The organism is Afipia sp. MLSD5-FHT05B12 (assembly GCF_058793355.1).
In genome coordinates this window covers 374,753-388,618 of sequence record NZ_JBXAFS010000002.1, presented here as the reverse complement: position 1 = coordinate 388,618, position 13,866 = coordinate 374,753, and the positions used below count along the sequence as shown (strand labels likewise).

Below are 13,866 nucleotides of genomic sequence, written 5' to 3'. Positions count from 1 at the left end.
GGGAGAGGGTGCCCGAGCAAAGCGAGGGCGGGTGAGGGGTTTCTTCACCCGCACTCTCACCCCTCACCCGGCTCGAATTCGCTGCGCTCATTCTCGCCACCCTCTCCCACAAGGGGAGAGGGTGAAAAGACTTCACCCCAAATGCTTTTTAAAGAAGTCCGTGGCGCGGCCCCAGGCGAGTTCGGCCGCCTGACGGTCATGGACCGCCGCGCGCTCTTCGTTGACGAAGGCATGATCGGCGTCATAGCGAAACGCCTCGAAATCCTTGCCCGCAGTCTTCATCGCCTTCTCGAAGGCATCGACTGCGGCCGGCGTACACCAGTCATCCTTGTTGGCGAAATGGCCCTGCAATGGAATTTTGACGTCGGCGGGCTTCACCGCCTGCTCGGGCGGAATGCCATAGAACGCAACACCGGCGGTCAATTCGGGAATCTTCGCAGCACCAATGATGGTCACCGCGCCGCCCATGCAGAAGCCGGTGAGACCGACCTTCGCACCATTGCGTTTCAGATACTGCACGGCCCCGCGCACATTCTGCTCGGTCGCCTCGATGAAGTTGAGCGAGTTCATCTCTTTGCCGGCGGCATCGGCATCGTGGTACGGCACCACCACGCCGTCATAGAGATCGGGCGCGAGGGCATCGAAGCCAGCGACGGCAAAGCGGTCGACAAGCCCCTTGATGTTCTCGGACAGACCCCACCATTCCTGAATGACGACGACGCCCGGCGCGTTGCCGCGCGCGGCATTGGCGAGATAGCCGGTGGCGTCCTTGCCGTCGGGACGCTTGAAAGTGATGTTCGTGCCCATGATGTCCTCATCCAGTTCGTTAGTAACGCCTTAAGTGTCTTATACCGCGGGCGAAGCGACGCTCAAGCTCGCGATGGCTTTCTGAAGATCACGTTTGTATTGCAGGAAGTCGACGAAAATACCGTGTTCCCCACGATCCCTGGCGACAGGCCGCGCATGAAAGGCGGCGATCTTGTCGCGGAAATCCGCCGTCGTGTCGGGGCTTTCCTTTTGCGCCTTGATATAGGCCGCGATCAGATCGGTCTGCAACGCGCGGCCCGGCCAGCCGACGCCTGCGCCTTCCAGCAGTCCCGCCACGTAAAGGCCGTTCGGGCGTGACGGAAAAATGTTGAGATAAAGCCGCGGCGCGCCGGTCTCCGGCTGCCAGTTCAGTTCGGACAAATCTTCCAGAAATGGAAACGTGATCGCGTAGCCCGTCGCGAGCAGCACCAGATCGGCCTGATCTTCCTGCCCGTCGGTGAAGACAACCGTGTCGCCGCGAAATTCCTTGATCGGCTTGCGCAGCGTGACATCGCCCTGCCCCAGATGCTGGAGCACGAGCGAGTTCACGATCGGCGTCTTGTCGTAAAGCCGATGCTCGGGCTTCGGCAGGCCGAACCGCTCCGGCGGCCCCACCAGAAACCGCAGGATCGGCTCGTGCAGCATCGAGCGCAGGCGTTTGGGAATGATGAAACGCTTCGGCTTGTGGTTGCCCTCATCCGCCGGCTTTCCGGCGAGGAACTTCGGCACGAAGTGATTGCCGCCGCGCACGCTCCACAACACCTGCCTGGCGCGGTGAATGGCATCGACAACGATGTCGCAGCCGGTGTTGCCCATACCGACGACCAGCACGCGCTTGCCCTCGAAAATATCGGCGGTCTTGTAATCCTTCGCGTGCATCAGTTTGCCGCTGAATTCGCCCGGAATCTTCGGCATCAGGGGATCGCTGAGATGGCCGTTGGCGAAGATGACGCTTTCATAGTCGTCGGTGGCGCCGTCATCGAAGGTGGCGCGCCAGCTTCCGTCGCGCTGCTCGATGGTGCGTATGGCGGTATTGAAACGGATCGCGGGATAAAGATCGAAGTGCTTCGCGAACGACTTGAAGTATCCCGATACGCGTTCATGGCCCGGATAGGCGGGCCAATCCTCCGGCATCGGAAAATCCGCATAGGCGGTGGTTCGCTTGGATGAAATCAGATGCGTCGAGGCATAGACCGCGCTGGGCGCGGCGCCGTAAAGCCATTGCCCGCCAACGTCCGCGTTCTTCTCCACGCACTTCACCGGCAGATCGGCTTCTTTGAGGCTTTTGATGGCGGCAAGGCCCGCCGGCCCGGCACCGATAACGAGCGTCGTCACTTCGCAATCTCCATCCGCCCGTCGCGGTAGCGCTCGAACACCTTGCGCGCATCATGGCGTGGCGTAAATCCGAACTCGGATTTCAGCTTGTCGTTGGACAGCACCGGCCGGTACTGGATGAACTTGGCGTGGCCCGGCCCGAGCTTGGTGATGCGCAGCAGATGCAGCAGCCACAGCGCGGACTTCAGAACCGAAGGCGGGATCGAAACGTAGGGCCGGCGGTTCAATTCGGCGATCTCGCGCAGGCTCATCGTGCCGTCACCGGCGAGATTATAGGTGCCTGGTTTCGGCTTCCGCACGGCCTGCACCAGCGCTTCGACCACATCGCTGTCGGCGATCAGCGAAAACGGCGTCGCGGTGCCGCTGACCCCCATCACAACCGGCCGCTCGAAGATCGCGGTGATCTGGTTGTTGGTCGTCGGCCCCAATACCGTGCAGGGACGAAACACGGTCTGGTGGAGATCGGGATAGAGATCGTGCCACTCGATCAGCATTTCCTCGACCTCGCGCTTGTTACGCGCGTAGGGAAAATCCGCGTTGCCGCGCAGCGGGTCGCTTTCACGCAGCGGCACCGGATTGTCCGCGTGATAACCGTAGGCGGAGCCGCTCGACGTGACGATCAGGTGCTCGACGCTGGCATCGAGCGAGGATTGCAGCACGTTCTTGGTGCCGAGTACGTCGATTTCCCAGTCGCGCTGCGGATCGCCGCCGACCGCGACGACGGACGCGAGATGCACGACGGTCTGCGGACGATGCGCCTGAAAAATCTCCCTGAGCGCGGGATCGCGGATATCGCCGGTCAGATAGGTGACGTTGGGAAGCCGCTCATGGGCGGCGACCTCGCGCATATCGAGGGCGATGATCTCCGAGTTCAGGCTGGCCCGCGCAAGTTCGGCGATCAGCGACTTGCCGATAAAGCCCGCTGCACCGGTGACCAGCACGCCGCCGTTCATGGCATATTGTCCTGCATGAGCGTCGCTCATTCCGCCGTGTCCGTGCGCGGGATATGGCTCTCGCCTCGCGGATGCGGGTCGCGGCGCTTCCACCACGCCGCCAGCGCCCATCCCGAAATCAGATGCCAGACGCCCCACCCCGCTGCAACCAGCGCCGCGCCGCCGATGCCATCGAACTGGTTGAGGATCAGTGCGAGGCCCAGCCCGGAATTATGCATGCTGACTTCGATGGACATCGCGCGGGTGTCGTAGTCGCTGAGCCGCAGCAGTTTCGCGGTGCCCCAGCCGAGCCCGATGGCGATGGCATTGTGAAGCACGACGAACGGCAGGATCGATTGCACGAAGGTCGCGAGATAGCGCGCATTGGTGAAGATCGCGCCGCCGATGAAGGCAACCAGAAACAGGAATGACAGGATCTGCAGCGGCCGGCGCAGCAGGTGACCGAGGCGCGGCCAGTAATGCACCGTCGCGAGCCCCAGCGCCATCGGAATGCCGAGGATCGCCATGGTCGAGCCGAGGAACGACAGCGGCTCGACGCTCACCTGCCGCAGCAATGCGTTGGTATCCGGGTTGAGCCCTGCCCAGAACAGGATGTTGAGCGGCGTCGTGACGATGGCGAGCAGACTCGACATCGCGGTCATGCTGATCGAGAGCGCGGTGTTGCCCCGCGCCATGTGCGTGATGAGATTGGAGATGTTGCCGCCGGGACAGGCAGCAACCACCATCATGCCGAACGCGATGCTGGGCTGCGGCTTCAGCAGCATGGTGATGGCCCACGTCACCGCGGGCAGCACCGCAAGCTGCGCCAGGAGACCGGAGACCGGCGCAACCGGCCGGCGGAACACCTCGATGAAATCGCCGATGCGCAGATCGAGCGCCACGCCGTAGATAATCAGCGCAAGCACACCGCCAAGGACGAGCTGACCCGTCGGGTTGATGTTGAGCAGAATGTCGTCGATCGGTGCGCCCGTCATGCGTCCCCTCAGCCCCAGTGGTCCGATTCTAACATTCGCACTCCCGTTCAGCAGGCATGTTTGCGAATGTTAGAATCGATGGACCACTGGCAAATATAATTCCGGTGGAGCTTTGGATTTGACATTCGCCTCACGAGTTCGCCGCGGCTGGATGGCGAATGTCAAATCCGCTCCACCAGGCCAAGAGGTTAGTTGAGTGGAACACGGGACGCCAGTGTCCCGTATCCGACGTTCGCTTCGCCCTGCAGCGCGTTCCGAGCGAACGTCGGATACGAAAGGACACTGGCAAACTATGATTCTCGTGATCCTTCGGTTCTGACATTCGTAAAGGGTGCTGGCCGAGAAGTGATACGAATGTCAGAACCGGATCACGAGTGTCGCGCTATCATGCTGCAATGAAGCATCCGCGCAGCAAAAAGGCCCCGGAACGGGGCCTTTCGCAATCCAGATTTCAAGAAGCTTAGTGAGCGTCGGCCCAGACTTTCTTCTTGGTGAAGTACAGCAGGCCGGACAGCACGATCAGGAAGAACATGACCTGCAAACCGAGGCGCTTGCGGGCCTCGAGATGCGGCTCGGCGGTCCACATCAGGAACGCGGAGATGTCCTTGGCATACTGCTGCACGGTCGCGGGCGAACCGTCGTCGAACGTCACCTGACCGTCGCTGAGCGGCTTCGGCATCTTGATCGAGTGGCCGGGGAAGTAGTTGTTGTAGTACGACCCTTCCGGCAGCGCGAAGCCTGCCGGCGCCTTCTCCTCATAGCCCTGCAACAGCGCGTCGATGTAGTTCGGGCCCTTCTCCTGGAACGAGAACCCCGGCAGCGCGTCGATCACGAACTGCGGGAAGCCGCGCTCGTAGCCACGCGCCTTGGCGATCAGCGACAGGTCCGGCGGATAGGCGCCGCCGTTGGCAGCGCGGGCCGCCTGCTCGTTCGGGAACGGCGACGGGAAGTAGTCCGCCGGACGGCCGGGGCGCTCGAACATGTCGCCTGCGTCGTTCGGGCCGTCCTTGATCTTGTACTCCGAGGCGAACGCAGCAGCCTGCGCCGTCGAGTAACCCGGTCCGCCCGGATCGGCAAGATTGCGGAATGCGACATACGACAGTCCGTGGCACGAGGCGCAGACTTCCTTGTAGATCTTGAGGCCGCGCTGCAACTGGCCCTGATCGAACTTGCCCAGCGCGCCCGCGAACGACCACTTCAGCGACGGCGGGGTCGGACCATGTCCTTCTTCCGCCTTCGCGCTGTTCATGCCGCCCAGCATCAGCGCGCCACCGACCGCAAGCGCGATCATGGCCGAGACCGGCGTCTTGCCCGTCTTCCGCAGCACGTCTTCGGCGATCGAGTTCGGCAACGGACGCGCCTTCTCGATGCGGCTGAGGATCGGCAGCACAATCAGGAAGTAGGCGAAGTAAGCGAACGTCAGGACGCGACCGGCCACGACATAGATGCCTTCAGGCGGCTTGGCGCCGAGGTAGCCGAGGCCGATGCACACGGCCACGAAGATCCAGAAGAACTGCTTGGCGAGCGGACGATACTTCGACGAGCGGGTCCGGGCCGAGTCGAGCCACGGCAGGAACGCCAGCACGATGATCGCCGAGAACATCGCGATGACGCCGGCGAGCTTGTTCGGGATCGAACGCAGGATCGCGTAGAACGGCAGGTAGTACCATTCGGGCACGATGTGCGCCGGCGTCACCGCCGGATTGGCCGGAATGTAATTGTCCGGGTCGCCGAGATAATTCGGGATGTAGAAAATGAACCAGGCGAAGAACAGCAGGAAGCAGGACATGCCGAACGCGTCCTTGAGGGTCGCGTAAGGCGTGAACGGCACAACGTCCTTCTCGGTCTTCGGCTCGACGCCCGCCGGATTGTTCTGACCGGCCACATGCAGCGCCCAGACGTGCAGCACGACAACGCCGGCGATCACGAACGGCAGCAGGTAGTGCAGCGAGAAGAAGCGGTTCAGCGTCGGGTTGCCGACCGAATAGCCGCCCCACAGCAGCGTCACGATGCTGTCGCCGACATAAGGGATCGCGCCGAACAGGTTGGTGATGACGGTGGCGCCCCAGAAGCTCATCTGGCCCCACGGCAGCACATAGCCCATGAAGCCCGTCGCCATCATCAACAGGTAGATGATGACGCCTAGAATCCAGAGGACCTCGCGCGGCTCCTTGTACGACCCGTAATAGAGGCCGCGGAACATGTGGATGTAGACGGCGATGAAGAACATCGATGCGCCGTTGGAATGCAGGTAGCGCAGCAGCCAGCCGTAGTTGACGTCGCGAACGATCAGTTCGACCGACTTGAAGGCGAAATCGACATGCGGGGTGTAGTGCATCGCCAGGATAATGCCGGTGATGATCTGCGCGCCGAGCATCATCGAAAGGATCGCGCCGAACGTCCACCAGTAGTTGAGGTTACGCGGCGTCGGGTAGGCAACGAAGGACGAGTGGATCAGTCCCCCGATCGGGAGACGCCGTTCAACCCACTTCAAGACTGGGTTTTGCGGGTTGTAGTTCGATGGTCCGCTCATGATGCGATCCTGACAAAGAAGAAGCGACGCAATCGGGTCAGATGGAAATCAGCCGATTTTGATTTTGGTGTCGGAGACGAAGGCGTAAGGCGGCACTGGCAGATTCAACGGCGCAGGGCCCTGACGGATGCGGCCTGAGGTATCGTAAACCGAGCCGTGGCACGGGCAGAAGAAGCCGCCATAGGTGCCTTCGTGAGCGATCGGAATACAGCCGAGGTGGGTGCAGATACCGATCACGACGAGCCACTGGTCGTGGCCTTCCTTGACGCGGGACTGGTCTGACTGCGGGTCGGGCAAGCTCGACACCTGGACGGCGCGCGCCTCTTCCACCTGCTTCTTGGTGCGGTTCATGATGTAGATCGGCTTGCCGCGCCAGAACACCTTGATGTCCTGTCCTGTCGCGATCGGCGTCAGATCGACTTCGATCGGGGCGCCTGCTGCGATGGTCGAGGCGTCCGGATTCATCTGGGAGATCAGCGGCCAGGCCACCGCCGCAGCGCCGACGGCGGCTATGGATCCCGTCGCTACATAAAGAAAATCACGGCGTGTCGGCTCGGCCGAGGAGGAAGACGTCACGATTGCAAACCCTTTCCGAACTGCAACCGGCGGACCCATCCCCGTTCGACGCAACGGATGCGCCGGGAGAGTAAGCCGGTGCCCGCGGGCCCCGCGGTGGCAGAATGACCACTTGTCCTACTCAACCGGGCAGAACATACGATCTAGAATCGATCTATTGGCACCCTTGCCGGGAGAGCGCAAGCCCGCTATCGGCACATTTAGTGCGACGCACTAAAACCGCCTGTGTCGGACATTTTTCCTGAAGTTTTCCACCGGCGCCAAAGGCCGCTTTCGATGCGCGTTGTCCTTTTTCAACCTGACATCCCGCAAAACACCGGGACGATTCTGCGGCTCTGTGCCTGCCTCGCCGTGGAAGCCCACATCATCGAGCCGGCCGGTTTCCCCATTTCCGACCGGCATTTCCGCCGCGCCGGAATGGACTATCTGGACCAGGTGACCATCGTGCGCCATGATTCCTGGGCCGCCTTCGAGGCTTGGCGGGCGAAATCCGGCGGCCGATTGCTTGTTTTTTCGACAAAGGCTGCAACGCCCTATCTCGATCATATCTATCGGGACGATGACATCCTGCTGTTCGGGCGTGAATCCGCCGGGGTGCCGGATGACGTGGTAAACGCCGCCAATGAGCGGCTGGTCATCCCCATCGCGCCGGGGATGCGCTCCCTCAACGTCGCCATGACGGTGGCGATGGCGCTGGGCGAAGCCTTGAGACAAACCAGAGGAACGGTGAGTTGAGTTACGCGGTCAAGGAAATCTTCCTGACATTGCAAGGCGAAGGCGCCCATGCCGGGCGCACCGCCGTGTTCTGCCGGTTCTCGGGCTGCAATCTGTGGACGGGCCGTGAACAGGACCGCTCCGGCGCCGTCTGCAAGTTCTGCGATACCGATTTCGTCGGCACCGACGGCACGCTCGGTGGACGCTACGCGAACGCCGACGACCTTGCCGCGGCGATTGCCGCGCAGTGGGAAGGGCCGCAAACCTCGTCCTCTCAAGGTTATCGCTATACCGTCCTGACCGGCGGCGAGCCGCTGCTACAGGTGGATACCGCGCTGATCGACGCGCTGCATGCACGCGGCTTCACCATCGCCATCGAAACCAACGGCACCATCGCGCCGCCCCCCGGTCTCGACTGGATCTGCGTCAGTCCCAAGGCCGGATCGGAACTGGTCGTCCGCAAGGGCCATGAACTGAAGCTGGTTTATCCGCAGGCGGAGAACACCCCCGAGGATTTCGCGGGTCTGGAATTCGAGCGGTTCTCATTGCAGCCGATGGACGGACCTGACATAGCGCAAAGCACGCAGGCGGCGATCGCATATTGCTTGCGCCATCCGCAATGGCGGCTCAGCGTCCAGACGCACAAGACGCTTGGGATCAGGTAGAAGATAGAAGCGATAGAGAGCATGAGCCGTCACCCTGAGGTGCGCGCTCTTGCGAGCCTCGAAGGGCAGCCGCCATCCTTCGAAGCCCGGCGCGAACAGCGCCTCGCACCTCAGGATGACGTGGCGAACCAAGGCAAGGATTGTCTTCAACGATGTGGGAATTGACGAAATCGTTCCGTTTCGAGGCCGCGCATTCGCTGCCCGGCACGACGCTGGGCGAGGCCAGCCAGGAAATCCATGGCCACTCGTTCCGCGCCGAGGTCTCCATTCGCGGCATCCCCGATCCCGCGACCGGGATGGTGACGGATCTCGGCATACTCGAGCAGCGGATGGCCGAGGTGAGGAAGATGCTCGACCACAAGCTGCTCAACAAGGTCGAAGCACTGGGCGCGCCGACGCTGGAAAATCTCACACGCTTCATCTGGGACCGGGTTCAGCACGCCGGCAAGGTCACCCGCGTCAGCGTTCACCGCGACAGTTGCAACGAAAGCTGCACGTATTTCGGCCCGCAGGGTTGAAGCGCGTGCAATCTGTCATCCCTCCCCCTTGTGGGGAGGGTCGGTCGAACGGAGCGAAGACCGGGGTGGGGGTATTCGGAAATTCCAGTTCGATTATTCTCGCCCATTCTGAAGTTTCCCCCCACCCGACACGTTGTTCGCTGCGCTCGCAACGTGCCACCCTCCCCACAAGGGGGAGGGATGAGAAAAGCAGCCCGGACGGAGAACTCAGTTGGAAAAGCCCGTCACAACGATCGAAGAACGCAAGCAAAAGGCCCGCGCGTGGTTCGAACGGCTGCGTGACGATATTTGTCTCTCGCTTGAAAGGCTTGAGGCCGACGCACCTGCCGCGCTTTATCCCGGCGATGCTGGCCGCTTCGTGCGCACGCCGTGGGATCGCACCGACCATTCGGGAAAACCCGGCGGCGGCGGTGTCATGTCGGTGCTGCGCGGGCGGCTCTTCGAGAAGGCCGGCGTGCATTGCTCGACGGTGCATGGCGAGTTCGCGCCGGAATTCCGCGCGCAGATTCCGGGCGCCGCCGACGATCCGCGGTTCTGGGCCTCCGGCGTTTCGCTGATCATCCATCCGCGCAACCCGAACGTGCCCGCGGTCCACATGAACACCCGCTTCGTGGTGACCACCAAGGCATGGTTCGGCGGCGGCGCGGACCTGACCCCGGTGCTGGACCGGCGGCGCACTCAGGACGATCCCGACACTGTCGCCTTTCACGCGGCCATGAAGGCGGCCTGCGACGCCCACGCGGCGGTTGCGCCTTACGAGAAGTACAAGACCTGGTGCGACGAGTATTTCTACCTGCCCCACCGCAAGGAGCCCCGCGGCATCGGCGGTATCTTCTATGACTGGCTCGATTCGGGGGACTGGGATGCCGATCTGGCCTTCACCCAGGACGTCGGCCGGGCCTTTGCCGGGATCTATCCCGAGCTGGTGCGAGGGAATTTCGGGACAGCCTGGACCGACAAGGACCGCCAGGAGCAGCTCATCCGCCGCGGCCGCTATGTCGAGTTCAATCTGCTTTATGACCGGGGGACGATTTTCGGCCTGAAGACAGGCGGAAATGTCGATTCGATCCTGTCGTCGATGCCGCCCGAGGTGAAGTGGCCGTAATCGCCTCCATAGGCGGACGAATTCACAAAAGCTTAATAAAAGAGCACCTTTTGAGCGATTTTGACGTGTAACCGAGACAGCACACTTGCCAAAGAACGGTCCCGGATACCGTCCAACGGGCCGGAAACCATTTGAGCCCGGACAGCCCTCAACGTATTTTGAGGGCCATAGGTGTGGCGGAATCGTACCGTCGCCGAAAGTTTTCAAGGGGCTCCGATGCGCAAGATTGCTGTACTTCTCCTCGCTGCCGCAGGCGTTGGCCTGGCAGGCGCGGCTTCCGCAGCCGATCTCGGCACCGCGCCGATCTATCGCAAGGCACCTCCGGTGCAGGTCTTCACCTGGACCGGCGGTTACATCGGCGGTTACATCGGCGGTGCTTTCGCTTCCAACGATACCGTGACCGGCGTGCCGGTTGACGGCGCTGGCCTCCCGATCTTCGCCGGCCCGGCGGCCTCCTACAAGTACAGCTCCAGCGTGATCGGCGGCTACACCAGCGGCTACAACTGGCAGTTCGCTCCGAACTGGGTGATCGGTTACGAAGGTGAAACCGGCTACATCGGCGTCAAGGGTTCATCCGCTTATGCTGGTTCGGCCACCTCGATTGCGACCACCCGCGCTGAAGGCCTCTACAGCGTCTGGGCCGCCCGTTTCGGTTATGCCTTCGATCGCTCGCTGCTCTACGTCAAGGGCGGTGCGGCGCTGGTCAATTTCGAAACCGGCGTCTCCGACGGAACCCCCGGCAATCACATCGACACCATGCACACCAAGTATCGCCTCGGTTACGCGATCGGCGGCGGCTGGGAATATGCCTTCGACAACAAGTGGAGCGTGAAGGCCGAGTACCTCTATCTCGGCTTCGACAACAACATCACCACCACCGGCAACTGGACTGGCCCTCCGACCCAGGTCTGGACCACGACCAGCCTGCCTGGCATCCACACCGCCAAGGTCGGCCTGAACTACAAGTTCGACATGCTCGGCTATGTCCTCGGCATGGTTCGCTAAGCACCAACGCTTCTCTGGAATTCAAAAGCCCCGGACATTGTCCGGGGCTTTTTCGTTTTGTCGCAATCTTACCAACCTGTCTTTGTCGGCGTGTCATGACGCGCGGCTAGGCTGAACGCTCCTCACACAGCCAAGGAGCCGGTCATGGGACTGAAAGCAGGCGACGTCGTTGTTCTCAAATCTGGCGGTCAGGCGCTGACCGTTTCCGAGGTCAACGACGAGATGGTCGAATGTGTCTGGATCGGCGAGGAAGGCGATCTGTTCCGCGAGAAACTTCCGGCGTCCGTTCTCGAACTCGCTCACATCGATATGTCGGATGACGAGGACGAAGAAGACGACGAGGACAGCGAAGAGAACGAAGACGAAGGCGACGACCATCACGCCAAGAAAACCGCGGAAGTCGCCTGAGGCCATAGCCTCGTTAAACGGGAATGCTGCCGCCGGGACCGCCCGGCAGCATACCTTACAGCCGATGATCCCGTGTGAATCTCGCGACGGTGTCATCGGCGATGGTGTTGAGCGCTGCCGCATCGAGCGGGAACTGCATCGCCAGCCACGCATCCTCGGCCAACGTCAGCACGTGACCGAGCGCGGGGCCTTCCGCGATGCCGCGCGCGATGAAATCGGCGGCCTTGAGCGGAAATGCCGGCGGCGTCCAGCGCTCCGGCAGTGTCGCAAGCTCGCGCCAGGATGGTGAGGCCGCACCGCGCCCTGCCCGCGCCCATGCCAGCATGATCCGGTCGAGATAGCGCGCCGCCCCCAGCCTGTAGAGCCTGCGCTGCGCCGTCGCCTCGTCCATGCCAGCCAGCCGCCACCAGCGATGCCCCATCGAATCCAGCCGCTTGGTCTCGGCATTCGACAGCCGCCAGCGCTGCGACAGGCGTTTTGCATCCTCGGTCACCGCCACGGTCAGCGCACCGAGACGGCGAACCGCATCGGCTTCCAGTCCGAGCGCCCGTTCGGCAGCGAGCATCACCGCGAACGGCCCGTGAAAGACGACACCCGCGGTCAGCCGCAGCAGCAGACCGGCGTCATCCATCGCGACCAGCGCAGGCGCCGCTCCCTTCGCAACCATCAGCTTCAGCATTTCCATCCGGATGCGCTCAGCCGACAACTCCGCAAGCCCGTCACGCCCGGCGATACAGGCCTCGTATCCGGTACGATCCGGTTCACCCTCGCCGTAAGCAGCATGAATGCGGAAGAAACGCAGGATGCGCAGATAGTCCTCCGCGATCCGTTGCGACGGCTCGCCGATAAAGCGCACCCGCCGCGCCGCGATATCCGCGCGGCCGTCGACCTCATCGTGAATCGTGCCGTCCGGCGTCACCGTCAGGCCGTTCATGGTGAAATCGCGGCGCATGGCATCGCGCGTCCAGTCGCGCCCGAACGCCACCTTGGCCTTGCGTCCGAAGGTTTCGAGATCCTCACGCAGCGTGGTCACTTCAAACGGCTGACCTTCGATCACCAGCGTCACTGTGCCGTGCTCGACGCCGGTCGGCACCGCCTTGATATGGGCGAGCTTGGCGCGGCGGATCACTTCCTCCGGCAGTGCCGTGGTCGCAATGTCGATGTCGCCGATCGGGAGGCCGAGCAGCGCGTTGCGCACCGCGCCGCCCGCGACCCGCGCTTCCTCGCCGCCGGAATTGAGCAGCGTCAGCACCCGCGTCGTCGCGCCAGACCTCAACCAGGGGGCATCGCGCAGCGAATCCGGGGCGTTCATTTCTCGGACCCCTGGATCAGCTTGCCGTTCTCCAGATGCGCGGGCGCGTAGGTCGATCCCGGGGGCGCGCCGGAAAAATGCGCCAGCAATATGAGGCTCACGATAACCAGCACGAATGCGGCCACCGCCAGTTTGCCGACAATGTGTAGTGGCCACGATGACCTGACCCAAAGGCCGGATCGGCTTGCAAGAAGAAATGCCGCATAGACCGCGAATGGAATAAGGAAAATTCCGATCTCGGTGAGGACGGGACGGATCATGTAAGACAAATCCGCTCGTAAAGCGCACGCAGCATCCCGGCGGTCGCGCCCCAGATATAATGCTGCTCGAATGGCATCTCATAGAACGAGCGCTGCATGCCGCGGAATTCCTTGCTGCCGAGCCTGTGATTGACCGGATCCATCAAAAACGCCAGCGGCACTTCGAACGCGGCATCGACTTCGTTGGTGTTGATCGTCAGCTCAAACCCCGGCCGGACCCGCGCCAGCGTCGGCAGGATCCGGAATCCGAATCCGGTTGCATAGACATCGAGATAGCCGATCGGCTCGACGAAATTCCGCTTGAGGCCGATTTCCTCGTCGGCTTCGCGCAGTGCTGCGTCCATCGGCGAGGCATCGACCGGATCGATCTTGCCGCCGGGAAACGAAACCTGTCCGGCATGTTCGTTGAGATGCTCGGCGCGCTTGGTCAGCAGCACTGTCGGCACATCACGCTCCACAATGGGGACGAGAACCGCGGCCGGGCGCACCGGGCGTTCTTTCGCGATGATTTCCAGCATCGCGTCGGTGCCGAAATCGCCGGTCGGCGCGAGCACCGCGGCATCGGTCAATCCCGGCGGCACGTGGAAGTTCAGCCGCTCATGCGCCCTGCGAAAGAATTCGCCAGAGCTTATGTCGAGCGGAGCCGCGGTGCTGGCGGATGCGGCGTCCTTGAAAACACTTTTCGTCAACCCAAATCCTCT

15 protein-coding genes are annotated in these 13,866 nt (G+C 62.4%); 6 read left to right on the top strand and 9 right to left on the bottom strand.

What is annotated here, in order from left to right; translation table 11 throughout:
- Window positions 1–132: 132 nt before the first annotated feature.
- The 6 genes from AC1Q6J_RS04090 to petA form a co-directional block, all read right to left on the bottom strand.
- Window positions 133–807 (bottom strand): dienelactone hydrolase family protein, encoded by a 675-nt coding sequence (locus tag AC1Q6J_RS04090; protein ID WP_492278055.1) that lies wholly within the window; start codon window positions 805–807, stop codon window positions 133–135.
- Window positions 808–846: 39 nt separating this feature from the next.
- Window positions 847–2,142: a flavin-containing monooxygenase gene (locus tag AC1Q6J_RS04085; protein ID WP_492278054.1), complete on the bottom strand. Its 1,296-nt coding sequence runs from the start codon at window positions 2,140–2,142 to the stop codon at window positions 847–849.
- Window positions 2,139–3,125: an SDR family oxidoreductase gene (locus tag AC1Q6J_RS04080; RefSeq protein ID WP_492278053.1), complete on the bottom strand. Its 987-nt coding sequence runs from the start codon at window positions 3,123–3,125 to the stop codon at window positions 2,139–2,141. Before AC1Q6J_RS04080 ends, AC1Q6J_RS04085 begins: the two co-directional genes overlap by 4 nt.
- Window positions 3,122–4,069: a bile acid:sodium symporter family protein gene (locus AC1Q6J_RS04075; protein ID WP_492278052.1), complete on the bottom strand. Its 948-nt coding sequence runs from the start codon at window positions 4,067–4,069 to the stop codon at window positions 3,122–3,124. The genes AC1Q6J_RS04080 and AC1Q6J_RS04075 overlap by 4 nt, the downstream gene beginning before the upstream one ends.
- Window positions 4,070–4,529: 460 nt before the next feature.
- Complete coding sequence (locus AC1Q6J_RS04070; RefSeq protein ID WP_492278051.1) at window positions 4,530–6,602, bottom strand: cytochrome c1; 2,073 nt, start codon at window positions 6,600–6,602, stop codon at window positions 4,530–4,532.
- A gap of 48 nt (window positions 6,603–6,650) precedes the next feature.
- Window positions 6,651–7,178, bottom strand: coding sequence for a ubiquinol-cytochrome c reductase iron-sulfur subunit (gene petA, locus AC1Q6J_RS04065; protein WP_492278050.1), 528 nt, complete (start codon window positions 7,176–7,178; stop codon window positions 6,651–6,653).
- 276 nt (window positions 7,179–7,454) lie between these two features.
- On the opposite strand from petA, the gene AC1Q6J_RS04060 reads away from it, so the two are divergent.
- The 6 genes from AC1Q6J_RS04060 to AC1Q6J_RS04035 all read left to right on the top strand — a co-directional run bounded on the left by AC1Q6J_RS04060 (window position 7,455) and on the right by AC1Q6J_RS04035 (window position 11,593).
- A complete protein-coding gene (locus AC1Q6J_RS04060; RefSeq protein ID WP_492278158.1) occupies window positions 7,455–7,913 on the top strand; it encodes a tRNA (cytidine(34)-2'-O)-methyltransferase in 459 nt (152 codons plus the stop codon).
- The gene (gene queE, locus AC1Q6J_RS04055; protein WP_492278049.1) at window positions 7,910–8,557 is read left to right on the top strand and encodes a 7-carboxy-7-deazaguanine synthase; all 648 of its coding nucleotides are present in this window, start codon (window positions 7,910–7,912) and stop codon (window positions 8,555–8,557) included. Before AC1Q6J_RS04060 ends, queE begins: the two co-directional genes overlap by 4 nt.
- 152 nt (window positions 8,558–8,709) lie before the next feature.
- Window positions 8,710–9,075 (top strand): 6-pyruvoyl trahydropterin synthase family protein, encoded by a 366-nt coding sequence (locus tag AC1Q6J_RS04050; RefSeq protein ID WP_492278048.1) that lies wholly within the window; start codon window positions 8,710–8,712, stop codon window positions 9,073–9,075.
- 211 nt (window positions 9,076–9,286) lie between these two features.
- Window positions 9,287–10,180 (top strand): oxygen-dependent coproporphyrinogen oxidase, encoded by an 894-nt coding sequence (gene hemF, locus AC1Q6J_RS04045; RefSeq protein WP_492278047.1) that lies wholly within the window; start codon window positions 9,287–9,289, stop codon window positions 10,178–10,180.
- Window positions 10,181–10,396: 216 nt separating this feature from the next.
- A complete protein-coding gene (locus tag AC1Q6J_RS04040) occupies window positions 10,397–11,185 on the top strand; it encodes an outer membrane protein (RefSeq protein WP_492278046.1) in 789 nt (262 codons plus the stop codon).
- A gap of 144 nt (window positions 11,186–11,329) precedes the next feature.
- Window positions 11,330–11,593, top strand: coding sequence for a YodC family protein (locus tag AC1Q6J_RS04035; protein WP_492278045.1), 264 nt, complete (start codon window positions 11,330–11,332; stop codon window positions 11,591–11,593).
- Window positions 11,594–11,648: 55 nt separating this feature from the next.
- Here the strand turns inward: AC1Q6J_RS04035 and AC1Q6J_RS04030 are convergent, their stop codons facing one another.
- Genes AC1Q6J_RS04030 through AC1Q6J_RS04020 form a run of 3 tightly spaced genes read right to left on the bottom strand, consistent with a single transcriptional unit; the run spans window position 11,649 to window position 13,854 of the window.
- On the bottom strand, window positions 11,649–12,905 hold the full coding sequence (locus AC1Q6J_RS04030; protein ID WP_492278044.1) for a CCA tRNA nucleotidyltransferase: 1,257 nt from the start codon (window positions 12,903–12,905) through the stop codon (window positions 11,649–11,651).
- Window positions 12,902–13,165 carry a DUF6111 family protein gene (locus AC1Q6J_RS04025; RefSeq protein ID WP_492278043.1) on the bottom strand — a complete coding sequence of 88 codons (264 nt, stop codon included), beginning with the start codon at window positions 13,163–13,165 and terminating at the stop codon, window positions 12,902–12,904. Before AC1Q6J_RS04025 ends, AC1Q6J_RS04030 begins: the two co-directional genes overlap by 4 nt.
- Window positions 13,162–13,854, bottom strand: a complete 693-nt coding sequence (locus AC1Q6J_RS04020) for a CoA pyrophosphatase (protein ID WP_492278042.1) — start codon at window positions 13,852–13,854, stop codon at window positions 13,162–13,164. Before AC1Q6J_RS04020 ends, AC1Q6J_RS04025 begins: the two co-directional genes overlap by 4 nt.
- Window positions 13,855–13,866: the final 12 nt, after the last annotated feature.

Coding starts and splice junctions, on each gene's coding strand:
- AC1Q6J_RS04090 (WP_492278055.1), bottom strand. CDS start 807: ATGGGCACGAACATCACTTTCAAGCGTCCCGACGGCAAGGACGCCACC.
- AC1Q6J_RS04080 (WP_492278053.1), bottom strand. CDS start 3,125: ATGAGCGACGCTCATGCAGGACAATATGCCATGAACGGCGGCGTGCTG.
- AC1Q6J_RS04075 (WP_492278052.1), bottom strand. CDS start 4,069: ATGACGGGCGCACCGATCGACGACATTCTGCTCAACATCAACCCGACG.
- AC1Q6J_RS04070 (WP_492278051.1), bottom strand. CDS start 6,602: ATGAGCGGACCATCGAACTACAACCCGCAAAACCCAGTCTTGAAGTGG.
- AC1Q6J_RS04060 (WP_492278158.1), top strand. CDS start 7,455: ATGCGCGTTGTCCTTTTTCAACCTGACATCCCGCAAAACACCGGGACG.
- AC1Q6J_RS04050 (WP_492278048.1), top strand. CDS start 8,710: ATGTGGGAATTGACGAAATCGTTCCGTTTCGAGGCCGCGCATTCGCTG.
- AC1Q6J_RS04040 (WP_492278046.1), top strand. CDS start 10,397: ATGCGCAAGATTGCTGTACTTCTCCTCGCTGCCGCAGGCGTTGGCCTG.
- AC1Q6J_RS04035 (WP_492278045.1), top strand. CDS start 11,330: ATGGGACTGAAAGCAGGCGACGTCGTTGTTCTCAAATCTGGCGGTCAG.
- AC1Q6J_RS04030 (WP_492278044.1), bottom strand. CDS start 12,905: ATGAACGCCCCGGATTCGCTGCGCGATGCCCCCTGGTTGAGGTCTGGC.
- AC1Q6J_RS04025 (WP_492278043.1), bottom strand. CDS start 13,165: ATGATCCGTCCCGTCCTCACCGAGATCGGAATTTTCCTTATTCCATTC.